The 22,151-nt window shown below is 32.4% G+C and carries 20 protein-coding genes; 7 read left to right on the top strand and 13 right to left on the bottom strand.

All coding sequences use genetic code 11. The annotated features are described in order from the left end of the window. Window positions 1-36: 36 nt before the first annotated feature. Together IEV77_RS07775 and IEV77_RS07770 are read right to left on the bottom strand one after the other, a co-directional pair. Window positions 37-672 (bottom strand): heavy metal-binding domain-containing protein, encoded by a 636-nt coding sequence (locus IEV77_RS07775; protein ID WP_188463523.1) that lies wholly within the window; start codon window positions 670-672, stop codon window positions 37-39. 72 nt (window positions 673-744) lie between these two features. Continuing rightward, window positions 745-1,719, bottom strand: coding sequence for a BRCT domain-containing protein (locus IEV77_RS07770; RefSeq protein ID WP_229736613.1), 975 nt, complete (start codon window positions 1,717-1,719; stop codon window positions 745-747). A gap of 407 nt (window positions 1,720-2,126) precedes the next feature. On the opposite strand from IEV77_RS07770, the gene IEV77_RS07765 reads away from it, so the two are divergent. From IEV77_RS07765 to IEV77_RS07755, 3 genes are all read left to right on the top strand, one after another. Further along, on the top strand, window positions 2,127-3,161 hold the full coding sequence (locus IEV77_RS07765) for a helix-turn-helix domain-containing protein (protein WP_188463521.1): 1,035 nt from the start codon (window positions 2,127-2,129) through the stop codon (window positions 3,159-3,161). Between the two features lie 115 nt (window positions 3,162-3,276). Beyond that, window positions 3,277-4,029: a methyltransferase family protein gene (locus IEV77_RS07760; protein ID WP_188463519.1), complete on the top strand. Its 753-nt coding sequence runs from the start codon at window positions 3,277-3,279 to the stop codon at window positions 4,027-4,029. A 1-nt stretch (window position 4,030) separates the two neighbouring features. Next, window positions 4,031-4,792: a COG4705 family protein gene (locus tag IEV77_RS07755; RefSeq protein WP_188463517.1), complete on the top strand. Its 762-nt coding sequence runs from the start codon at window positions 4,031-4,033 to the stop codon at window positions 4,790-4,792. Window positions 4,793-4,847: 55 nt separating this feature from the next. On the opposite strand, the gene IEV77_RS07750 is transcribed toward IEV77_RS07755, so the two are convergent. The 7 genes from IEV77_RS07750 to IEV77_RS07720 all read right to left on the bottom strand — a co-directional run bounded on the left by IEV77_RS07750 (window position 4,848) and on the right by IEV77_RS07720 (window position 13,189). Further along, window positions 4,848-8,513: a metallophosphoesterase gene (locus tag IEV77_RS07750; RefSeq protein WP_188463515.1), complete on the bottom strand. Its 3,666-nt coding sequence runs from the start codon at window positions 8,511-8,513 to the stop codon at window positions 4,848-4,850. 10 nt (window positions 8,514-8,523) lie between these two features. Then, complete coding sequence (locus tag IEV77_RS07745) at window positions 8,524-9,759, bottom strand: Pycsar system effector family protein (RefSeq protein WP_188463513.1); 1,236 nt, start codon at window positions 9,757-9,759, stop codon at window positions 8,524-8,526. Window positions 9,760-10,280: 521 nt separating this feature from the next. Next, window positions 10,281-10,934, bottom strand: coding sequence for a peroxiredoxin-like family protein (locus IEV77_RS07740; RefSeq protein ID WP_188463511.1), 654 nt, complete (start codon window positions 10,932-10,934; stop codon window positions 10,281-10,283). A 17-nt stretch (window positions 10,935-10,951) separates the two neighbouring features. Further along, a complete protein-coding gene (locus tag IEV77_RS07735; RefSeq protein WP_188463509.1) occupies window positions 10,952-11,593 on the bottom strand; it encodes a DsbA family oxidoreductase in 642 nt (213 codons plus the stop codon). Window positions 11,594-11,596: 3 nt separating this feature from the next. Further along, window positions 11,597-11,911, bottom strand: a complete 315-nt coding sequence (locus IEV77_RS07730) for an EthD family reductase (protein WP_188463507.1) — start codon at window positions 11,909-11,911, stop codon at window positions 11,597-11,599. Between the two features lie 80 nt (window positions 11,912-11,991). Further along, window positions 11,992-12,555, bottom strand: coding sequence for a carboxymuconolactone decarboxylase family protein (locus tag IEV77_RS07725; RefSeq protein ID WP_188463505.1), 564 nt, complete (start codon window positions 12,553-12,555; stop codon window positions 11,992-11,994). Between the two features lie 70 nt (window positions 12,556-12,625). Further along, on the bottom strand, window positions 12,626-13,189 hold the full coding sequence (locus IEV77_RS07720; RefSeq protein WP_188463503.1) for a TetR/AcrR family transcriptional regulator: 564 nt from the start codon (window positions 13,187-13,189) through the stop codon (window positions 12,626-12,628). A 312-nt stretch (window positions 13,190-13,501) separates the two neighbouring features. Between IEV77_RS07720 and IEV77_RS07715 the strand changes: the two genes are divergently transcribed. Both IEV77_RS07715 and IEV77_RS07710 read left to right on the top strand, forming a co-directional pair. Next, the gene (locus tag IEV77_RS07715; RefSeq protein WP_188463501.1) at window positions 13,502-14,476 is read left to right on the top strand and encodes a hypothetical protein; all 975 of its coding nucleotides are present in this window, start codon (window positions 13,502-13,504) and stop codon (window positions 14,474-14,476) included. A 100-nt stretch (window positions 14,477-14,576) separates the two neighbouring features. Next, complete coding sequence (locus IEV77_RS07710) at window positions 14,577-14,777, top strand: hypothetical protein (RefSeq protein WP_188463499.1); 201 nt, start codon at window positions 14,577-14,579, stop codon at window positions 14,775-14,777. A 146-nt stretch (window positions 14,778-14,923) separates the two neighbouring features. Here IEV77_RS07710 and lpdA read toward each other — a convergent pair whose 3' ends face one another. From lpdA to IEV77_RS07695, 3 genes are all read right to left on the bottom strand, one after another. After that, entirely contained in the window at window positions 14,924-16,324 is a 1,401-nt protein-coding gene (lpdA, locus tag IEV77_RS07705) for a dihydrolipoyl dehydrogenase (RefSeq protein WP_188463497.1), read from the bottom strand. A 303-nt stretch (window positions 16,325-16,627) separates the two neighbouring features. Beyond that, complete coding sequence (locus IEV77_RS07700) at window positions 16,628-17,398, bottom strand: LuxR C-terminal-related transcriptional regulator (protein WP_188463495.1); 771 nt, start codon at window positions 17,396-17,398, stop codon at window positions 16,628-16,630. A 34-nt stretch (window positions 17,399-17,432) separates the two neighbouring features. Beyond that, on the bottom strand, window positions 17,433-17,891 hold the full coding sequence (locus tag IEV77_RS07695; protein WP_188463493.1) for an Lrp/AsnC family transcriptional regulator: 459 nt from the start codon (window positions 17,889-17,891) through the stop codon (window positions 17,433-17,435). A 166-nt stretch (window positions 17,892-18,057) separates the two neighbouring features. Between IEV77_RS07695 and IEV77_RS07690 the strand changes: the two genes are divergently transcribed. Beyond that, entirely contained in the window at window positions 18,058-19,257 is a 1,200-nt protein-coding gene (locus IEV77_RS07690) for an aminotransferase class I/II-fold pyridoxal phosphate-dependent enzyme (protein WP_188463491.1), read from the top strand. A 101-nt stretch (window positions 19,258-19,358) separates the two neighbouring features. Here the strand turns inward: IEV77_RS07690 and IEV77_RS07685 are convergent, their stop codons facing one another. Continuing rightward, window positions 19,359-20,177 (bottom strand): phage tail-like protein, encoded by an 819-nt coding sequence (locus IEV77_RS07685; protein WP_188463488.1) that lies wholly within the window; start codon window positions 20,175-20,177, stop codon window positions 19,359-19,361. Between the two features lie 378 nt (window positions 20,178-20,555). On the opposite strand from IEV77_RS07685, the gene nhaC reads away from it, so the two are divergent. Continuing rightward, window positions 20,556-22,022 carry a Na+/H+ antiporter NhaC gene (gene nhaC, locus IEV77_RS07680; protein ID WP_188463487.1) on the top strand — a complete coding sequence of 489 codons (1,467 nt, stop codon included), beginning with the start codon at window positions 20,556-20,558 and terminating at the stop codon, window positions 22,020-22,022. The last annotated feature ends 129 nt before the right edge of the window (window positions 22,023-22,151 follow it).

The raw sequence follows: 22,151 nt of genomic DNA, 5'->3' as shown, positions 1-22,151 counted from the left end.
AAGGTTTATTCATTTTATAAATGTGCAAAGAAGTACTTATTTTATTACTGTTGCAATTGCTTCTAACTTTTCTGTTAATTCAATAACTTCTATAATGGTATCTCTGTTTTTTGCACTAAAGTTTTCCATATCTGTAACACGTATTGCTGTTCCAGCCATACAAACCATTAACATATTTGTAGTTCCTGTACCAATTTCGTTAAAATCAATATCCGTAGAAATAATTGCATTCCCGCCTTGCTTTACACATTGCACGCGTAAATCTGCTTTACATAAATTTGTCGCTCTACCAATTTTTCTATTAGTAGTTTTAGAGCCAGAACCAAAAAAATCATTAAAAGATCTTGATAATTCTGTTGCAAACCCTGTACCCGATGTTGTTTGAGCACTAACCATTCCTAAAACTTCATATTCCCAATTTACAGGGGATGGGCTGGTCATTACAGGAATATAATGTATTATTTGCTGAAGTCGTTTTTCAATTTCAGATTTTTGTTTTCTAAAGCTGTCTGCTATTTTATTCAACAATGGTTTTGAGCAACTTGAACAATAGGCTTTCTTATCTTGCTTTAAATGTTTATTAATGAAATTTACTTTTGATTCAAGAAGTAAATCTGCACTAAAAAACCCATTTAGTGATTTATCACAATTGGGGCATTTATCAAAGTTCATAATTTTAATTTTTGGTTATATTAACTTAGAGAGTTATTTAGAAGTGAAATTACAAATTTGGAAGTAAAGAATTTAACCTTGATTAAGTAAAATAACTTTTTTATATGCGATGTATTGATTAGATTTATATCTTAAATCTTCAATTGCATCCATAAAATCAAATTCGTGAATTAAACTGATTGTATGACCTCTTTTTCTCATATCCAATGCTTTTTCTACTTTTCTACCATAACAAGCAAAAGCCCAAGCAGGATTTCCATTATCTCCAACAATCAAATAATCCGTTTTTTTAGTCAATGTTCTTGTTGGAATTCCTCCTAAATCTGTAATTAATTTCTCTAGCTCACTACGATTTCCACTTTTCAAAACTCCAGTTACACAGAATGTTTTACCGTCAACATAAACATTAGGTTCACTCGTACAATGCCCAGAGATATTTACGTCCAGAGTATCTTTTTTAATTTGTTTAGCAACTTCTTTGTTTTCTAAATTTACAAATTGATTTAGATAAGCTTTTAGAATTAACTTTTCCTCAACATCAATATTTCCGTCAGAAATAATTGATAATATTAAACTCCTAATTTCGTCATAAGGATAGTAAGTATTTAGATGAGTATTTTCTTCTAGCCACTTTCCAAGGTCATAAACTTCTTTCTCATTTACGATTCCATCTGCTAAAATTCCGTGACAAATTCCTTGTAAAGTTTGCAAATCGGTTGTTACAGCATTATAATAATAATTATTACTTTCATATTTTTGACAAAGCCAATACAAGTCTTCTATAGTTTCTTTTTCTGGAATCCTATTAGAAACAGTTTCGTTAATAATAGTCATAAATTCCTTGAATGGATTTCGATTGATTAATTCTTTATGATTTTGCGACCATTTTTTTAGTTCAGCAAATTCCCTTTCATTAACTTTTTGATCTAAATTGATACCTAATAAAATTCCTTTTAAAGAATTTATTGCTTTGTCCGCTCTTGCTTTTGAAGTAACAATGTTTAATTCGTTTTGGTTTAATTCATTCATCGATTTTTCTTTTTTCAAATTAAGGATAGCCCCTCATTTAATATATAAGTAAATCCTTCTAAAAGTTAGTATATAATGCTAATGTAAATCCTTTAATAAAATATATTTTACGGAAAACCATAAAACAAACTGCTTTTTTTAGGGTTTCCTTCGAGTTTCCTTCGACATTCCTTCGAGGATCCTTCGTAAAAACCCCGATTTTACGAACCAAACCCGAACAATCCCCGAAGATAACTCGAACAAGACCAAAATGGAGGCTTAAAAATTCAATTTATTTTGCTACATATTGCTATTATTCGAGTTATAATGGATGTGCACTAAAATTTAAAGACATCCTTTGCGTTAACTATTAAAATGGAATTAAAACCCATGAAAATACTTGCTGAATTTCTATTTTATCTACCTTATGCTCCTAAATAACTTACATGCTTAAAACTTTCCAAATAATTGCCATCATTCAAGGGCTTTTTGTTCTTAGCGTTTTGTTTGCTAATAGGAAAGAATACAAGAAAACAACTTTCTGGTTACTCTTTGGTAGTCTTTTATCTGTGCTATTTTATATTGCAGGAGATGATGAAAATAACATCTTTGTAGCAGGAGCAGATTGGTTTCTCTTTGATAGTTCTTTATTTGTAACTTTTCTTTTTCTGTTTTTTAGGTATTACATGAACGGAAAAGAAACCTTTGCGAAACTAGATCTCCTCTTCTTTATCCCAAACCTTGTTTACTTTATTATTGAAGTAATCGAGTTAAATATGACTGCAGATAATTTGCTGATTGAAATTTTTGAAATTGCTTCAGAATTAACCTTTTTCGCTTATTTAATGCTGATTGTTTACTACATAATTTCCTCTAAAAACAAACATTGGATCTTGTATTTCAGCATTCCAATAGCTATCCTGATTGGTTTTTCGTCTCTTAACGATATTTTAAAATTGGCTGGCTTTCATGAGTTTTCAATTTTTAACGACCATAATTTTAATACGTCTATTTTATTAATTGTAGCCTTCCTCTTCTATTTTATAGCCTTTAAACTGATTAATAAAAGCCAAGGTATTTTACCTAAAACAGAACCTAGTAAGTATAAAAAATCCAATCTTAATCCAAAAACTATTGAAAAATATCAATCGGATTTAATCCAACTCATGGAAACGGATAAATTGTATTTAAATGGTAAATTATCTATTCATGATGTTTCTAAAAAACTAAAGATGCCACGTCAGTATATTTCTGAAGTTTTAAATGAACACATGCATACCAGTTTTCAAGATTTTGTAAACTCCTATCGCGTGGAAGAATTTATAAATAGACTAAAAAACGACCAGAATGACCAGTTCACACTCTTAGCAATAGCTACAGATGTAGGCTTTAACTCCAAGTCGTCTTTCAACGCCACCTTTAAGAAAATCACGGGCTTAACACCTACCGAATATAAAAAACAACTTGATAAAAAAAGCTAATTCGTACAGATAACTTGTTCTGTACCTATTAGAAAAAATACCTGTCAAATATCTTCCGTTATTCGTACTAACAATCGAGTGATCAACTAAAGACACTATTAAATTATTTACGAAAATGGCATTACAAGAAGAGTTAAAAACACAAGGCGATTTCTTATTTAAAAACAGAAGTTATTTACCTTTAATTATTTTGGTTATCGGCCTTTTGGTTTTTATCAATACCGAATATTATGAAATAGAAACTCCAGACACCTGGTTTTCTGAATCTTTTGAATACATCTGCCTGGCTGTTAGTTTACTTGGTTTATGTATTCGTGTTATTACGGTTGCAAGAACACCTAAAAACACCTCTGGTAGAAACACAAAAGATGGACAACTAGCTGAAGAATTAAACACGACTGGTATTTATTCGGTGGTGAGACATCCCTTGTATTTAGGAAATTTCTTTATGTGGCTTGGTGTTGCCATGCTTACTGAAAACGCATGGTTTAGCATCGCTTTTATATTTTTCTACGCCTTTTATTATGAACGTATTATGTATGCCGAAGAAAACTTTTTACGCACCAAGTTTGGTTCTAGCTATTTAAATTGGGCCGAAAAAGTTCCAGCCTTTATTCCTTCGTTTAAAAATTACGAAAAACCGAAATATCCATTCAGTATAAAGAAAGTGCTTAAAAAAGAAAAGAATGGCCTAGTTGCTGTTTTTCTACTCTTTTGGATCTTTGATATGGTTGGCGATTTTGTGGAAGAAAAAACCATCTATTTTGAACCTACGTTTTGGTTTTATGGCGCCATGATATCTGGCATTATTTATTTGATTTTGAAAATCATGAAAAAACGCAAACTTCTAGACGAATCCAATAGATAAAATGATAACAAAACCCAACACTTCAGAAACCTTAAATAAGGTTGCTAAGATTAGCGTTCTGTTTTGGCTTATGAAAATTTTAGCCACGACTTTGGGGGAAACTTTAGGCGATTTATTAGCTCATACTTTAAATTTAGGATATGCCATAAGCTTAATAATTACAGCCCTTTTCTTTGTCCTGTTTTTACTTTTTCAATTAAAAGCTAAAAAGTACAATCCCATTTTATACTGGTTGGTTATTATTGGCACCACAACGGTTGGTACAGAAATTTCTGATTATATGGATAGAACTTTAAACTTAGGCTATTTAGCTGGTTCTTTAATCTTAATGACCTTGTTGATAAACACACTTTGGTTTTGGAGAAATACCATGGGAAAAATAACTGTTTACCCTATTTTTACTAGAAAAGTAGAGTTATTTTACTGGACAGCCATTTTATTTTCTAATAGTTTAGGAACTGCTTTTGGCGATTTTTTAAGCGACAATGCCGGTTTAAGTTATTTGCAAGGCGCCATGGTTACAGCAGGCGTTATTGCAGTAGTTGTTTTGTTGCATTATGTTTCTAAAATAAACCACATTCTTTTATTTTGGATGGCGTTTATTTTTACACGTCCCTTTGGTGCTACTTTTGGAGATTTGCTTACCAAAACAAAACTAGAAGGAGGTTTGGATTTAGGAACGTTACCTGCAACACTTGTTAGCGCAACACTTTTAGCCATTCTGGTTTGGTATGACTTTAGAAATGAAGCCATTTTTAAATGAAGCCTTGTTCCTAAAAGTGTCGTCGTTTAAATAGTGTTAAAGGATTTTTAACGGCTTAGAATCCAAAACCGAGATTGAAGGCTATTCTTATGCCATCGGATGAATTAAAGACGCCTATATTAGCTAAGAGCAGTTCTGATGCATTTATAAACAATCCACCTCCATATGAATTGTGCCATTTGGTAGAATCTTCTTGGTCCATCCAGACACGACCATAATCGAAGCCGCCATACAAGCCATATCGAATAGGTAAAAGGGTTGTTTTTGAACTATTAAAACTAAATCGGATATCGCTATTTTGATAAAAGGATTTTTGCCCTGTAAAACGTTGGTTTCTAAAACCTCTCAATCCATCTGTTCCACCTATGGTTGCCGCTTGGTAAAATTCGAAATCGTTATTAAAAATAAGATGACTTTTTAATTTAGTAGCTAAAACCAAACTCCCTGAAGCATTTAGTTTATGAACAAAACTAATCTCGGGAATGAGATAGACAAAATTGGTGTCCATTTCATTCAAATTGGTTTTAAATCCTACTTCAATTGATGTGGACATGCCTATGGTTGGATAGACTTTATTATCAAAATTTTCGAACTGAAATTTGGCATTAATACTTCCAAAATCGTTTTCATCATAAATATAATTAGGTAATTCGGTATTATTTTCAACATAACGTCCGTTCGTATCATCTACTTCAATAGACTGATACATAACACCCAAAACCACTTCACTTCCACCGTAAGCTTTCCAAACTAATGAAGGCGCAATACTCAAGCCCCTAACTTTTACACGGTTGTAGTTTAAACCAAGCTCATTCTCATTATTTTGAGTTTGGTTACCATAGCCAAAAAAGTTTAAACTAAAATTAGGACTGTTAAATTGGGCTTCTATCAATAAATTGGTGCTTCCTATAACATTTGCAAATTCCCCTTTATAATTTAGGACATAACCATTGGTAGCAAAAAAATAAGCAGCTTGCACTTTATGCTGACTGGTAAATGGGTTGCGTTCAAAACCATAAACGGTATAGGTATTTGTAACCCCTATTTTAACACCATCGTCTGGATTCATACCCACTAATGGAGTAAGTTGATTGGTGTTATTTCTTAATTTCTTGTAATCGTAAACATTTAAATCGTACTTATCTTGCAGTCTAATATGAGCTTTTTGAGCCTGTTCTAGGTCGTTTTTCTTCGATTTATAATCGTAAATAACTATGTTCTTGCCTTGGTTAACAATGTAATCGTCATTATTCTGCCCTCCAATTAAACGAATTTTAATTCGCTTACTTTTATTTATAACTTCAAAGGTATCCTCATCATCTAGTCCATAAATCCAAATTTCTTTGGTTTGCTTTGGATGGTATGTTCTATTAAAAAATTCTTCTTTAGTGTGATTTCTCTTTCTTGACATACTCACTAAAACATCGCCATTTTCAAAGCCTTCCACTTTAATATAGTCGTCTTTATTAGTTGCTGTAATAACTGCGTATTTAGTAATTAATTTGACATAGCGATCGGAGATCTTTTGTAGATTTTGGCGTCTCGCTTTAAGCATGTCTTTAATTTCTGCAATGGTAACCGGGTTGACTTCATTTGGAATTTCATTAAAAGCCTGATCAATAACACTATCTGTTAGATGTTCTTGTATAAACTTTACTTGGGCATCCCAGACCTCCTTATTAGATTTTGTAATAAATGCCATATCCAAGGGGTACGAATTACGCGTATGTCCTTTAACATCTTTTAAATCTGAAGCGTATTTTCTAAAAGAACGTGCTGTTGGCATTAACGTAACGATGGTACCTCCAATAAAACCATCGGACATTTTAGAAAATGGTTGGTCTCTATCTCTAGGTAATGGTTTGTAAACAGTCATATCATTTTCTTCAAACTCCAACCAGCGCCATTGGTCTTGATGTCTATCAAAATCGCCAATTAACATATCGAATAGCCTCGCTTTAATGTAGGCGTCTTCATCTATAATTTTAGTATCGTTTTTACTAATTTCCTGCATCATATCCATGGTGCTTAAAATATTTCCAGTAAAATTCCCAGAAGCTAGTTCGGTATGACCATCTGAGGCATGTTCTTCAAACATATATAATTCGTCTCCAAATTCGTCATTAAAATCGCCCAACGCTTCTTGTTTCGGGATATAATATAACTTGGTATTTAAATGTGCCAGGTCAATAGCATCAGATAAGGTTCCAGTTACAAAAGGGCTGTAAGGAAAAGAGCCTGTAAAGATATCTTGAATGAAACTTTCTGAAAAGGTATCTTCAAACTGATTTTCAACATATTGATCTTGAAACATAGCCGCCTGAATAAATTGAACTGCTTGTTTTTTCATGGCTCTCATAACATAACGTTTGCCATCTGGAGCTGTAAATTGCAAGGTTTTAGACTGAGTCCCTCCTCCTTTTCTAGTGGGTGTTAAACCACCTTTAAGGGTATCTAAATAAGCCACTCTTACGGTTACTTTAGTACTATAATCTTCTCTAAAACGCTCTCCAAAAAGAAATTTATAAGTCTTGCTTTTAGTGGTTTCTTCAACAGTTAATATAGAAGATTGAATGGAATCTTGCGTTATTATAGGAAACTCAAGATCTAAGGTATTTTCATCTGGTTCTAGAATCTGGGTTTGGAATTCTATTTTATTTTCGGCTGCCGAAATAAATTGAACACTCGAAGAACCATCTGTAAACACATCTAAAATAGCATATCCGTTTTTAGCATAAGAAAATTGTCCTCCATCTACTGTCCTAGTAGCTGTAGTTTTGGATCCAGAACCGCTAATTATTTGAGGAATATTGTTTTCTACAAGATATTGCAAGCTGTGTTCATGTCCAGAAACGAAAATAACTTTATCATTTTGTTGGGACGCGGCTACCAGGTTTTTTTTAAAATCGTTATAAAACTCATTAGAAAGATCGGCATTTACAATACCGCTTGTCTGTCTAATAACATTTTTTAAAGTGCCTAAAACAGGTACTGGAGTTAGATGATCTTTTACAGAAAACTGACCTCCATGTGGCCCATTTGTAAACATGGGATGATGCACGGCGACTATGGTTGTTTTGCCTCTTGCTTTTTTAATTTCACTTCTAAACTCTTCTAAAAATAAATCTCTTGTATTTAGCTCGCAATCGTCATTAATAGTAGGATGCTTGTCCCAGTTGGTAATATACCATTGAGAATCGACAATAATCAACACCAGGTCTTCAGAAACATTAATGCGTTTGATAGCACAACCATCTTTCGGCAAAAAACTATTTTTACCCAAATAGTCTTCTACAAATTCCTGTTGTCTTTTTAAACCCTTTACGCCATCGCTGTACCAATCGTGATTTCCAGGAATAAATATGGTTTCTCCTTTAAAATTCTTTACACTTTCAATTTGTGTTTTTAAACGATAATTTGCTAAAACGCTAGCTTTATCGTCTTCAGCGGGTAATCCTTTTGGATAAATATTATCTCCTAAAAATAGAAGGGTAGTATTTTTATTCTCTTTACTTAAAACATTTTTTAAACGAGCTAATGTAAGCGTTGTACTATCTAACATAGCATTTCCCGCGTCTCCTACTAAATAAAACCGATGTTCAATTTCTTTAGTCTGAACATCTATGATAGTTGGAGTTCCTTTGGTTTGTTTTTCGAATGTGGCACAAGAAAACAAGGCAAAGAAACATACAAATATGAAGTAGAAATTTTTATAAGACATTTGCCAAATATTAAAAACAAGTTATCATTAAATGAGCAAAAATAGTTGCTGCAAGTCCGAATAGAAAGGCATATAGGGACACTCTTATCGCTCGGTTTTTTTTATGAAGTACTTGACCTTGATAGTAAAAATCTTTGATCATGGAAGAGTACAAATAATCCTTGTCTTGAAGCATTTGTAAAAAAGCCCATTCAAAATCGCGATAATGCATGTTATAAAAGTTTCCAAAATATAACAAGTTTCCTTTTTTACCTCTAATTTCTTCTTCAGTAAAATTACCTTGGGTTCTATTTGGAGTAATAGATATAATGGCGAAGGTGATTGAAACGATATTAGCAATAGAAATAATAATAGCTGGAATATTATTTGGAAAACCTTCGGCAAATTTCCCGATAACATTACCAATAACTAAGGATAGAATGATGGCATTGACTGTAATCATAATTCGGGCTTTTCCATCAACCATTTGATTTAATTTATAATGGTTTTTGGAGGTGTTTCTAAAAAGTGTTTGAATACCCCTATCGTCCCGATCTTTAATCTTAGACAAGCCCTTTTTTAACTTTTTGATCTCCTCGTCACTAATTTTTAATTCTTTTTGGACTAAAAGGACTTTATTTTTTTCAATTTCTTTTCTTTCTTTTTTAAGGTCTGTAATTAACTTATCAATTAATGGCTGCACTTCTCTTTGCCCATAATTAGTATAAGTTTTATGCGTTTCAAGAAATGGAATTAAAATGTCATACCAATTAGTTTTTGATAAGTTATAATCATTAAGAATCATTTGCTCGTAAAGAGATTTTAATCTACTTCGACCTTGATTACATGCAAAATCCATAACAAATGCATCGCTTAATATTTTCGATTCAACAAGTTCTGCTTCATGCTTGGGATAGGATTCAACAGCTATATTTTTAGCTCTTTCAATAAGCTCTTTACTAAAATTAAATTTCGCGTGTAATTGTTCTGCTACAACATCTAAATACTGAGATTTCTGTCCGAATTCTAATTGTTTGGATTTATTTTCAACCTGTTCTATGACTTGAATGTAATTTGCTAAAAACAAAGCATCAAAATCGATGTTTTGATAGTCTACTTCCAATAAAATAGTTTTTATATTTTTTTCAATACGATATAACAGGTTAATGTTAGTGTATACATTAAGATTGGAGTATTTATCTAAAATTTGAAAGGTATATTCTCTAACTTCTTTTAGTGTATTTGACAAGGTGTAGTTTTGTTCCATATGTTTTTTTAAGCGATTAGATAGACTAAGTTAGGATTAAGTATCTCTCTAATTATTCCGAAGTTACTAATTTTAATTACTTCCGAAGTTCTAAGTATGTCTTAAAAGTCTTAATTTATACTTAGAACTTACAAAAATACAACCAATTTGCTTGCTATTAAAATTATGGGTAAGGTCTAAACATCTTTAAATTTAGAATCTAGAAATATAAAAATACAAGGAAAAATATATAGATTTTCATTTTTCGGTGTACAGGAAAATAAAGTCTTACCAAAAAGAATTCCAATTAGGAAGCTAGTTTTCATGGAGTTTTGAAAATAACTAATTTAACACATTTATACTGAAACAGTAGTTTTCACTGGAAGCGAATAAAAGTATCCCCATTTCTTTGATACCATATGAAGAACAAAGTGTGTTTCATTTAAGTTGAAAATTCACACTTTGTTCTTACTTTATAATTAATGAAACTATTATTATGGAATAAGCCAGTTTTGCTGTCAATTACATAGTTTCTAGATGACTTATTTCAAATTTCTTATGGCAGAAAGTATTTCTGTAGCTTCTGCTCTTTCTCTATAATCTGCGTCTAAAAATGCATATTGAATAATTCCATTAGTATCAATTACATAAGTTGCGGCCAGAGGTAATTGGTCGCTATCGTCCCCATTCTTTTCATGTAAACCAAATCCAGCTTGGTAAATGGATGCAACGTCCTTTGTTAATTGAAAGACAACGCCATATTCTTTTCCTATTTTATTTCCCACATCACTTAAAACTGTAAATTCTAATTTGTTTTTTTCCGAAGTGCTTAAAGAGTTATCAGGTAACTCAGGAGTTAAAGCCATAAGGGTTGCTCCTGCTTTTTGAAATTCAGGTAATTTTTCCTGTAAATAGTGTAAGGTGATATTGCAATAAGGACACCATCCACCACGATACCACGTTAAAATGACCGGTCCGTTTTCTAATTCTGTGAATAAAGAAACAGACTTATTTAAAGCATTTTTTAAAGTAAAATTTAGCGCTTTATCTCCTACATTCAAAGCGTTATCTAGTATCCCAGAATCTGCGACACTTTGAATACCATCGGCATAAATGCGACTTTTTTCTTCGGTAAATTTACCTGCAGCTTCTTTACGTTTTGTTTCTAGTAAAGCATCTAATTCGCCTTTATTCATATTTATACGTGCTATTATTATGCAATTAATTCTTTAAGTACTTGTTTAAAAGTATCCACAGGTTGTGCACCTGTTACTGCGCTTTTTCTATTAAAAACAATAGTTGGTACAGAATTAACACCTAAATTTTTCCAATAATCTTCTTTAGAACGAACTTCCTTTCTCGCTTCATCATTATCCAATCTTGCTAAGCCTTCTTCTGCATTTAAACCAACATCCAATAAAGCTTGTTTTAATATCTCTCTTTGAGACACATCTTTACGTTCGCTAAAAAAAGAAGTTGTTAAGCGCATTTTTAATTCGGTTTGTTTCCCAAATTCTTTGGCATATTCTAATAATACATGTGCATCGAAGGTATTTACCATGCGCATGTCGTCAAAATAATCGAATGTAAAACCAAGTTCTTTTCCAACTTCAGTCATGTGCTGTTTTGATTCTTTTTGTTGCTCTAAGGTTGAACCATATTTTTCTGAAATATGTTCATTGACATTCTGACCTTCTGCAGGCATATTCGGGTTTAATTCGAAAGGTTGCCATTCTATTTCTACTTGATCTTGAATACCAAGTTCAGAAATGGCTTTTTCTAAACGTTTATATCCAATAGTACACCAAGGACACACAACGTCTGAAACGATATCAATTTTTAATTTTTCTTTCATCTTTTAGAATATTATAAGTTCACTAATTTGAAGTTCTCCTTTTACATTACTGTAATTTTTTATATCAGCAGCAAAGGTTTCGGCGTGTGGACCGAAAGATGCTTTAAAAGAGGCTACATCATCAAATAATAAATGAGCGATAGCAACATAAGGAGCAGGTTCTCCGGGAACTCTACTTCCAATTCCTAAATCTAACTCTAACCCTTTTAAGGCACTTCCTACTGCTTTAGAAATCATAGGTAAATGATTATTTTTATAATAATCCACATCAAACTGTACACCTTGACTGTTTGGATACATTACCGATACTTTTATCATAATTATATGTTTTTTAAAATTAATAAACCTTCCGCAAATATAACGGAAGGTTTAAAGCTATTAATCAAATTATGTGGTGATTAAGATTCCACATTCTCTTTAGACCAAGCAAACTTTTTAAAACCTGCATCTACAGGCGTATTTGCAATATGATTGGTATAATTACTAATTACTTTTTGAGACAGTCCTAAAATAATTTCTAATACTTGTTCCTCTCCATAACCCGCAGCGTAAAACGAGTTTAAATCTTCAGAAGAAACATGTCCGCGATTACGAACAATAGTTAAGGTCATGGTACGTAAAGCTTCTAATTTAGAATTTTCAAGAGGAGTTTCGTTACGTAAAGCTTCAGTGATAGCATCATCAACTTTCATCATTTTTGCAATCCCAGTATGAGCTGGCACGCAATAATGACACGCGTGTTCTACATTAATGGTTTGCCATACCACTGTTAGTTCTTCATTGTTAAAAGACGTATTTGTAAATAACTCATGTAAGGTTTGGTACGCTTCAAGTGTTTCTGGAGATCCAGCTAGAACACCATGTAATCCAGGGACCATTCCATAAGCTTTTTGAGATTTTTCTAATAATGCTTTGCTACCTTCTGGTGCTGATTCGATTGTTTGAATTTTTAATGTTGTCATAATTTCTGTTTTTATTTGTATTGTTATTAAATAACTAAACAATTGTTTAGTTAAAATGTAAAAAAAATGTTTATATATTTTTGAAGGTCATTTCAATGTAATCTTCAATTTCCTTTTGATTGTTAACTCTAGTTGCCGCAGCCAGACCATGTTTTGCTAGTACCAAAAAATTAGCTTGTTTCAATATGGTATCTTCATCTTTAGATCCGTCCATTCTTAGTTTTTCAATAAAAAGCTTTTTAAGATGAACCATAAAAGAATTAAGCTGATCTTTTAATTCCTCATCTTCACTTTCTGAGAACTCATTATAAGTATTGGTAAGAAAGCAACCTTTTTCATTCCCATTTTGATTGCATACATCTACAGAGTCGTAAAAAAACTGTTTGATGTCTTCAACCCCATTCGAGGCCTTTTCAAACTTTTCAAACATATAATGCGTCTTCTCCTTATAAGATTTGATACTTTCTGTAAAAACACCATACTTACTACCAAAACTAGAATATATCGAAAACTTATTGATGCCCATTTCTTTCTCGAGCATTTTCATAGAGGTATTTTCATAGCCATTACGCCAGAATAAATTCATGGCCTTATCAATAACGTCTGCTTCTAAATATTCTTTCTTTCTTGCCATGTTTACTTTTCGTGAAAACGAATGCATTTTTTAATTACAGGACAAAACTAAACAAACGGTTAGAAATATAAAACATTTTAACATATAATTATAAAATTTGATGAATTTAGTTAGGTACTCTATAATCTAAATGAAATAAGAATAAAAGCAATTGAGTGTTAACTTGTAGCTTTCCTCCCATTATCATAATTAGAAAACAGTGAACTAGTTCCCATTAAATTCTAAGATAATTTCTATAAAAATTGGGTGGGGTAAACAATCGTTTATGGCTATATTTGTAAAAATTTCAAAACTTAATTTTTTAAACTATTTATGTCCCAAGCACTTTTTAATCCATTTAAGGATTTGATTTTCGATGAACATTTTTGCTTCCTTACCGGAGCTTTAACAAATGAAAAAATGACCGTCTTTCCGGAATGGCTGTTAAATCATTTTAAATTTGGAGAAGAAAGAATTGAGATGATGGATAAAACCAAATCTTATACTTATGCAGATCTAAAAGTACCTTGTTCCGTGGAAGTAAAGGCAGCTTTTGATGCCTTAGACCTCAAAGTTCAAGAAGCTTACAAAAATGGATTTGAAGGCATGGCATCTCTAGATCAAGAATTGCTTTTTCAATGGACTGGCCGCATGGTTTATGGTTTGTTATACTACGAAATGCTTTATGAAAGAGACAGATTATTAAAGCAAGGTGAAGAATTTGAACTTGCAGGGGCTCTTAAGGAACGCTTTGGTTATTTCCATTTAATGTTGCAATCTATAATAGAACCAGTTTCTTTTATTGGAAAAAAACCATGGAGTATTGTGGTTTTTCCTCTCAAATATTCCTCCGATATTTTTAGTTATCGCGATGATGCAGTTAATTTAATGTTCCAGTTTGGAGTTAATGGTTTTGGTTTTATTGCATGCCTACAAGATAATGGTGTTATTAGAGAAAATCAAAATGAGATTCTCGAAAAAATGGAAGGTCATGTTTTGCATCCGGTTCAGTTTGAAGAGTTGTACGCTAGATTTCATTATTCGGATTATATCTTGCAGTATAAACCAGAATACAAAATTGAAAACCAAGAACATGGCGTTGTAATAGAAGTTGAAACTAATGGGAAGCAACCTGTCTTCGGATTATGGGATGAAAATATATTTGCCCAGTTACTTTCCAATTATTGGCAGGTTTACGGAATTGAAAGAGACGATATTCTTAAATTTCAAAAGCCCCCATTAAGCTTTCTTGAAAATCCATATTCTAAAGATTTTATTAATCCGGAATCCATAAAATTACCTTTTTAATAGTTTCATGAGCAAAATAGTTGTTGAAAGTACTTTTAATTTGAAATTTTAGATTCAAAATAAATGTCTTACATTTAAAGGGATATTAAACAGTAAGATTATGAGGCAGTTAGTAAAAAAAATTCTATTAATAGTTGGTGTTCTACTATTAGGATATGGGATCTATACGTTAATTGCTCCAGAAGCCTCTGTAAGTATTGGTGATTTAAGATTCGTAGCTCAAGACAATACAGATTCTTATGTTACTATAGGATTAGGCTTAGCAGCATTGGGATTAGGTTTTGTTGGTGATAAAAAATAGGGACATGTAATAAAACAAAAAAAGCAACCAAAATTGGTTGCTTTTTTTGTTTTGAAAATCCTATTACCAGATTAGCTTCGCTGAATTTCCGAATTCTTGCTTTTCAACTCCGCTAAAGCTTCGTTAAACAAAGCTGCAAGAATTTATTATATATGCAAAGCTCTATTTTCTGTAGCTGCTAACGCGGCTTCTTTAGTTGCTTCTGCAAATGTAGGATGTGCATGAGACATTCTAGCTATATCTTCAGCCGAAGCTTTATATTCCATAGCTACAACAGCTTCAGCAATCATATCTGCTGCACGAGCACCAATCATATGAACTCCTAAAATTTCATCTGTATTTTTATCTGCAAGAATTTTTACAAATCCGTCTAAATCCATACTTGCTCTACTTCTACCTAAAGCGCGCATTGGAAATTGTCCTGTTTTATAGTCTACTCCAGCTTCCTTTAATTGCTCCTCTGTTTTTCCAACAGATGCAACTTCAGGCCATGTATAAACAACACCTGGAATTAAATTGTAGTCGATATGTGGTTTTTGTCCTGCAATAATTTCAGCAACTAAAGATCCTTCTTCTGAAGCTTTATGTGCTAACATAGCTCCTTTTACAACATCTCCAATGGCGTATATATTTGAAACATTTGACTGTAAATGCTCATTAACTTCTATTTGACCTTTGTCGTTTAACTTCACACCAGCAGCTTCAGCATTTAAACCATCTGTATACGGACGACGTCCAACAGAAACTAAGCAATAATCCCCTTTAAACTCAACTTCTTCACCTTTCTTATTATCGGCTTTTACAATCACTTCATCTCCTACTCTTTCAACAGATTTCACTTTATGCGACGTGTTGATAGAGAATTTTTGCTTTTTAAGAACTTTGTTTAATTCTTTAGACAAACCAGAATCCATAGTTGGTATAATTCTGTCCATATATTCAACAACAGACACTTCAGATCCCAAACGTTTATAAACTTGTCCAAGCTCTAAACCAATAACACCTCCACCAATTACGATTAAATGTTTAGGGATTTCGGTAAGTTTTAAAGCTTCGGTTGAAGTAATAATTCTTTCTTTATCAATAGTGATAAAAGGTAGACTTGAAGGTTTTGAACCTGTAGCAATAATGATGTTTTTTGCTTCAATTTCAGTTTCTTCTTCACCTTTAATAGTAATATGAGTGGCGTCTTTAAAGCTTCCTAAACCTTGATAGACATCAATCTTGTTTTTCTTCATCAAGAAATCAATACCACCAGTAGTTTGGTCGACAACCGATTGCTTTCTGGCAATCATTTGTTTTAAATTTACTTTGATGTCGCCTGGAATATCAATACCATGCTCTTCAAAATGCTTAATAGCATCTTCGTAATGATGAGAAGAATCTAAAAGAGCTTTACTTGGAATACAACCTACATTTAAGCAAGTTCCCCCAAGAACTGAGTATTTTTCTATTATGGCGGTTTTCATTCCTAATTGTGCGCAACGAATGGCTGCAACATAACCTCCAGGACCAGAACCAATAATGGCTACATCGTATGAATTCATATAAAAGTATTTATTATTTATAAAGATGCTTCACTTCGACTGCATTTTGTGCAGGCTTATTTAGCATGACAAAGTTTTTAAATCGAATACAAAAGTACAAATGTTTTATGGGAAGGCAATAAAAAGTAAATCCTAAATTAGCCTATATTTCCTATTATATTAAAAAAAACAAGAGCAACACCAACAATAAAGTTAGGTTGCTCTAGCTTATACTTAATTCTCCCTACGAACTAATTAATAGCTATACAAATTTGAGGCTCTTTTAAGGTTCTCACAATACTCAATTTGAGTAATTTTAAGAAATTACACTAAATTCTTGTTTATTTTAAGCATTCCAACTAATTCTCCTGTGGAAGAAATGTTTAACTTCTTTAAAATATTCCTTCTATGTGTATCTACTGTATTCGGACTAATATTAAGGCTTTCTGCAATTTCTTTACTCGATTTATTAATGGTCAATAACCTAATAACATCTCGTTCTCGATTGCTCAATCCATTAGTTAAAAGCTTATGTGAGAAATTATTAAAATATTTAGTTTCGTATTCATTCTTCTCATTTAGAAGTTTGGCAGTTGCGGTTATAGGCATTTTAATTTTAGAATCTAAAACCGTATAATGAGCCAATCCAATAATGGGTTTCATACCTGCATCAAACTCTAATGGTGTTGTATTTTGCACAATGTTAACATAAACACCTTTAGCGTTTTTAAGCCTATAATTCCAAGTGTAATTCATATGACTTCTTTTATCAAGTGGGATTTCGGCTAAGGTGAAAACCATCAAATCATTTAATGCTTTTAACCACAATTCAATATCTTCAGGATGAATCCGATTCCAAAAATTGCGCATGCCTTCCTTCAATAATTCATCCTTTTCTAAACCAATACAGGAAGTCATGTTTTTACTTATAAATTCGAAGGTTAAATTTTGTGTATTTGTGATACAGAAAAACGTCGAACTATAAGGTAAATAGGCATCCAATTCAATAATCTTCTTTATATGGTGTGTTAAAGTAGGACTATCGTACGATTTAAATATATCGTGATAAATACTTTTAATTTGTTTTAGAAGCATGGATTTAGTTTAGAAATCTTTTACAAGATATAAATTATATGTTTATAGCTGTAGTATGTTTCACTTCATTTATCACAAACATGCTGTGGGTACTCCCAATATGATGGATGGTTGTAAGTTTATTTACCATAAACTCTCTAAAAGCTTCCATGTCCTTAACTATTACTTTTAGAAGGTAATCATAATCGCCACTAATATGATAACATTCCAAAACTTCCGATAAATTGGCAACTTCTTTTTCAAATTTTACCACATAATCTTGAGTATGCTGAATGAGTTTGATATGACAAAAAGCCACAAAACTCTTTTCAACCCTTTCCTTTTTAACCAAAGCGACATATTTTGAAATAACGCCATTATTTTCCAGCTTCTTAATCCGTTCATACACCGCTGTAACGGAAAGATTTAATTTATTTGAAAGTTCTTTATTGGTTTGTTTACTATCGGCTTGCAATAAGAGCAATAGTTTTTTGTCGATGGCGTCAAAAGTCATTTTTGAAAAATTTTCAGTTTAAAGGAATAAAATTCATTTTAAACTTATTAATAATCTACAAAAATAACAATTGATAGATTTAAAATCTAATATTTTTATATACAGTTGATAATTTGTCTATTAATACAGATATTTACTTCACATTAAACTTTAAAACAAATTACATATGGCATTTAAACCAGCAAACAACATACAGGACTTACAATATTTTGGAGAATTTGGAGGTGTGAATCCGTCTATTTCGGATTCTTCAACCTACACTTTTTTATCGGCGAAAACCATGTTCGATACCTTTGAAGGTAATGCTGACGGGTGTTATTTATATTCTCGTCATTCTACACCTTCTAACCTATATTTAGGTGAAGCCCTTGCAGCTATGGAAGGCACCGAAACTGCTAATGTAACTGCTTCTGGAATGGGAGCTATTACTCCAGTTATCATGCAACTTTGTGGTGCTGGCGATCATGTTGTTTCTAGTAGAACTATTTATGGCGGAACTTATGCTTTTCTAAAGAATTTTGCTCCTAGATTCCTTATTAAAACCTCTTTTGTGGACATCACCAAATTGGATGTTGTTGAAGCAGCTATTACCAAAGACACTAAAGTTCTTTATTGCGAATCTGTTAGTAACCCGCTATTAGAAGTAGCAGATATTGAAGGTCTAGCAAAATTAGCTAAGAAACATAATTTGAAACTAATCGTTGATAATACATTTTCACCTTTATCTATTTCGCCTATCCAATTAGGTGCTGATATTGTGATACATAGTTTAACAAAATTCATCAACGGCTCTAGCGATACGGTTGGAGGTGTTGTTTGTGGAACACAGGAATTTATAAACGATTTACGTAATGTAAATGATGGAGCTTGTATGCTATTAGGTGCCACAATGGACAGTTTAAGAGCTGCTTCAGTTTTAAAGAACTTAAGAACGCTTCATATTAGAATGCAACAACACAGTTTAAACGCCACGTATTTAGCTGAAAAATTTGAAAAGTTAGGTTTAAAAACGGTTTATCCAGGATTGGCATCGCATCCTTCACATGATTTATTTAAATCCATGATGAATGAAAAATATGGGTTTGGAGGTATGTTAACTATTGACGTTGGTTCCATAGATAAAGCCAATGCATTAATGGAATTAATGCAAGAAAAAAACTTAGGATATTTAGCTGTGAGTTTAGGGTTTTATAAAACTTTATTCTCGGCTCCCGGAAGTTCTACCTCTTCTGAAATTCCTGAACAGGAACAAAAAGAAATGGGCTTAAGCGATGGATTGATTCGTTTTTCTATTGGATTGGATGCAGACATTGAACGTACTTATAACACGATGCACAAATGCATGAAAGAATTGAACATTCTTTAAACTTAAAAAAATATTTAACTTAAAAGAGAGCATGTAACATGCTCTCTTTTTATATTTTGTACCAATTTAAATGCATTATTACAGGGCAAAACTTTTGTGCATTAATCCGCTTGAATTAATTCAACGTTCATTGTTCCTGTATCGGGAATTACATAAATAATAGCTAAAGTTTGAGTATTAAACAAACGAATATTATCACCTTCGTCTAGATGGACGATTTTACTCATACTATATGAAGTGTGCCCTAAATAAGTTATTCGACCACGAGAAAAAGAACCTGGTATTCTGTTGTTAAGAAGGTCAGAATTATCTCCAGAAATAACTACGTCTCCTGTTGTCAAATAAAAACCGACTCTTACTGCCGATGGTGGATCTTCTGGAGGTACTACTATTAACTGTTTGTACATTATAACAGAAATAGAATAAGATACTCTGTAAACCCCTGACCTAACAATTTCAAACCCTTCAAACGAAGAAGGAGAATGAGGAATAGGCGTTACACCTTTCACTGCTCCCGTATTCCCAAATCTTATTGGCTCAGTGACATCCATATCTTGCATATCTGGATAATATAGTAAACTAGGAATTTCGTCATTATAAATTTCACCATACACTTTGTCTGAATTATCATTTATACGATTCCAACTTGAATTTTTCCAATAGTAATATCCCGGAGAAACATCATTAATAGTATTTGTGTTATAAACTAATAAACTTTCTTCGGGAGCAGAAGAAATAGGTGCAAATAATGAAGTATCAGTTAAAACTACTCGAGGAATCAAAACCCCTGAGTCATCACTTTCTATATCTAAAGCAGAAGATGCACTTGGAGATGTGGTACCAATACCCACTTGAGCAGAAACCTCAAGAAAGAAGAAACAAAACAAACTTAAAAGAATGATGTTTTTTTTGGAGCCCATATTTGTAAAAATTAGACAATCAAAGATATAACACAAAAGATTAATTCTATGATAAACAACGGATATTTCGATAAACTAAGTAATTTTTAAGCCATAATACCATGGATATTCAATTAATAATTTTAATTAAAACAAAAAGGGATTTTTAATAAGAAATTGAACGTAACTGCCTTAATTAAAATAAGTTAATTTCTCTTTCGATTTCTTGTTTCATTTTAAACCTTTCCAATGATACTGATATACGCTATAAAAAAAATACTTTTAAATGAGGCCCAATTAATTATAATTATAAAAAATCAAAAACCTACAACTTAAACTATTTGCATACTTAAAGCGAAAATCGTAACATTACAATCCTAAAATAAACCAACAACCACGATGCAGGACGATAAAAACCTTTCCGAAATTGAAATTGAAGACCAAACAATAATTGATAATAAGGAACTTAGCATTTGGGAAGCCTTAATTCCTGTGGTTCTATTGATGATGATGTTAGCTTATAACATTTTTGTAGCAGATGGTGAAGCTTTAGGTGAATACTCGAATCAGTTTATTTTATTAATCGGGGGAGCGGTTGCCGCAATTGTTGGATTTTTCAACAAGGTTCAATTTAAATTGATGCTAAAAGAAATTTGGGAAAATTTAAAAAGTGTCTCTGTACCAATCATAATTCTATTTTTAGTGGGTGCTTTAGCTGGAACTTGGTTAGTTAGTGGCGTTATTCCTGCCATGGTTTATTATGGTTTACAGGTACTGAGTCCCGCTATATTTTTACCAGCTTCTGTAATTATCTGTGCGGTTATTTCCATTGCAACAGGAAGTTCCTGGACCACCTCGGCAACTGTGGGTATTGCTCTTATCGGTATTGGTTCAGCATTAGGAATTCCAGCAGGAATGATTGCTGGGGCTGTAATTTCTGGAGCTTACTTTGGTGATAAAATGTCTCCATTAAGCGACACTACAAACCTTGCTCCTGCCATGGCTGGAACAGATTTATTTACACATATCAGGTATATGACAATCACAACGGTACCAACTCTTATTGTTACCCTAATAGCTTTTAGCGTTATTAGCATGTCTTTAGATACTACTGGTAGCACAGATTTAAGCAGTTTATTGACTAGTATAAGCAACACCTTTAATATAACGCCTCTTTTATTTATCGTGCCATTTGTGGTTATTGTACTTATTCTATTTAAAACAAAACCATTAATTGCCTTAGGAGCTGGTATTTTACTTGCCGCTATTTTTGCCTTTGTTTTCCAACCGGCTATTTTAGACCAATTAGCAACGTCGAAATTTGAATCGATTATCAATGCCGTTCTTACAGATACACAAATTACTACTGATAATGAAAAACTAAACGACCTGTTTTCTGCAGGTGGGATGAAAGGAATGATTTGGACTATCTTATTAATATGTTGTGCCATGGTTTTTGGTGGTACAATGGACGCCATTGGAGCCTTATCCAGAATAACCAAAGTGTTACTTTCTGTTGCTACATCTGTATTCGGGCTTTTTGCAAGTACAGTTATTAGCTGTTTAGGATTAAATGCTATTGCTAGTGATCAATATTTAGCGATTGTAATTCCTGGTAAAATGTTCAAACAAGCTTATCACGATAAAGGCTTAGCACCAGAAAATTTAAGTAGAACTCTTGAAGACTCTGGAACTGTTACTTCAGTATTAATTCCTTGGAATACTTGTGGAGCCTATCAATCTGGCGTATTAGGTGTAAGCGTTGGAGAGTATTTTGTCTACGCTATCTTTAACTGGTTGAGTCCATTTACAACCTTATTATTCGCGGCTCTTAACATCAAAATTAAACAACTCACCTCTAAATAGATTTTTATTATAGAAATAAAACGTGACTATAAACAAAATTTATAACTCAATAAGGAAATAAGATTTTATTCTTCTCTAAAATCGTCTATGTGGCTTATCTTTGCAATAAAGAAATTTATTAATATTTAA

Source organism: Xanthomarina arctica (assembly GCF_014638915.1).
Classification (GTDB): Bacteria; Bacteroidota; Bacteroidia; order Flavobacteriales; family Flavobacteriaceae; genus Xanthomarina; species Xanthomarina arctica.
Note: the sequence above shows the minus strand (reverse complement) of the source record. Positions and strands in the feature narration are given on the sequence as shown.

Excerpts from the sequence above, each read along its gene's own strand:
- IEV77_RS07775 (WP_188463523.1), bottom strand. The coding sequence starts at position 672 with ATGAACTTTGATAAATGCCCCAATTGTGATAAATCACTAAATGGGTTT.
- IEV77_RS07765 (WP_188463521.1), top strand. The coding sequence starts at position 2,127 with ATGCTTAAAACTTTCCAAATAATTGCCATCATTCAAGGGCTTTTTGTT.
- IEV77_RS07760 (WP_188463519.1), top strand. The coding sequence starts at position 3,277 with ATGGCATTACAAGAAGAGTTAAAAACACAAGGCGATTTCTTATTTAAA.
- IEV77_RS07755 (WP_188463517.1), top strand. The coding sequence starts at position 4,031 with ATGATAACAAAACCCAACACTTCAGAAACCTTAAATAAGGTTGCTAAG.
- IEV77_RS07750 (WP_188463515.1), bottom strand. The coding sequence starts at position 8,513 with ATGTCTTATAAAAATTTCTACTTCATATTTGTATGTTTCTTTGCCTTG.
- IEV77_RS07745 (WP_188463513.1), bottom strand. The coding sequence starts at position 9,759 with ATGGAACAAAACTACACCTTGTCAAATACACTAAAAGAAGTTAGAGAA.
- IEV77_RS07740 (WP_188463511.1), bottom strand. The coding sequence starts at position 10,934 with ATGAATAAAGGCGAATTAGATGCTTTACTAGAAACAAAACGTAAAGAA.
- IEV77_RS07735 (WP_188463509.1), bottom strand. The coding sequence starts at position 11,593 with ATGAAAGAAAAATTAAAAATTGATATCGTTTCAGACGTTGTGTGTCCT.
- IEV77_RS07730 (WP_188463507.1), bottom strand. The coding sequence starts at position 11,911 with ATGATAAAAGTATCGGTAATGTATCCAAACAGTCAAGGTGTACAGTTT.
- IEV77_RS07725 (WP_188463505.1), bottom strand. The coding sequence starts at position 12,555 with ATGACAACATTAAAAATTCAAACAATCGAATCAGCACCAGAAGGTAGC.
- IEV77_RS07720 (WP_188463503.1), bottom strand. The coding sequence starts at position 13,189 with ATGGCAAGAAAGAAAGAATATTTAGAAGCAGACGTTATTGATAAGGCC.
- IEV77_RS07715 (WP_188463501.1), top strand. The coding sequence starts at position 13,502 with ATGTCCCAAGCACTTTTTAATCCATTTAAGGATTTGATTTTCGATGAA.
- IEV77_RS07710 (WP_188463499.1), top strand. The coding sequence starts at position 14,577 with ATGAGGCAGTTAGTAAAAAAAATTCTATTAATAGTTGGTGTTCTACTA.
- lpdA (WP_188463497.1), bottom strand. The coding sequence starts at position 16,324 with ATGAATTCATACGATGTAGCCATTATTGGTTCTGGTCCTGGAGGTTAT.
- IEV77_RS07700 (WP_188463495.1), bottom strand. The coding sequence starts at position 17,398 with ATGCTTCTAAAACAAATTAAAAGTATTTATCACGATATATTTAAATCG.
- IEV77_RS07695 (WP_188463493.1), bottom strand. The coding sequence starts at position 17,891 with ATGACTTTTGACGCCATCGACAAAAAACTATTGCTCTTATTGCAAGCC.
- IEV77_RS07690 (WP_188463491.1), top strand. The coding sequence starts at position 18,058 with ATGGCATTTAAACCAGCAAACAACATACAGGACTTACAATATTTTGGA.
- IEV77_RS07685 (WP_188463488.1), bottom strand. The coding sequence starts at position 20,177 with ATGGGCTCCAAAAAAAACATCATTCTTTTAAGTTTGTTTTGTTTCTTC.
- nhaC (WP_188463487.1), top strand. The coding sequence starts at position 20,556 with ATGCAGGACGATAAAAACCTTTCCGAAATTGAAATTGAAGACCAAACA.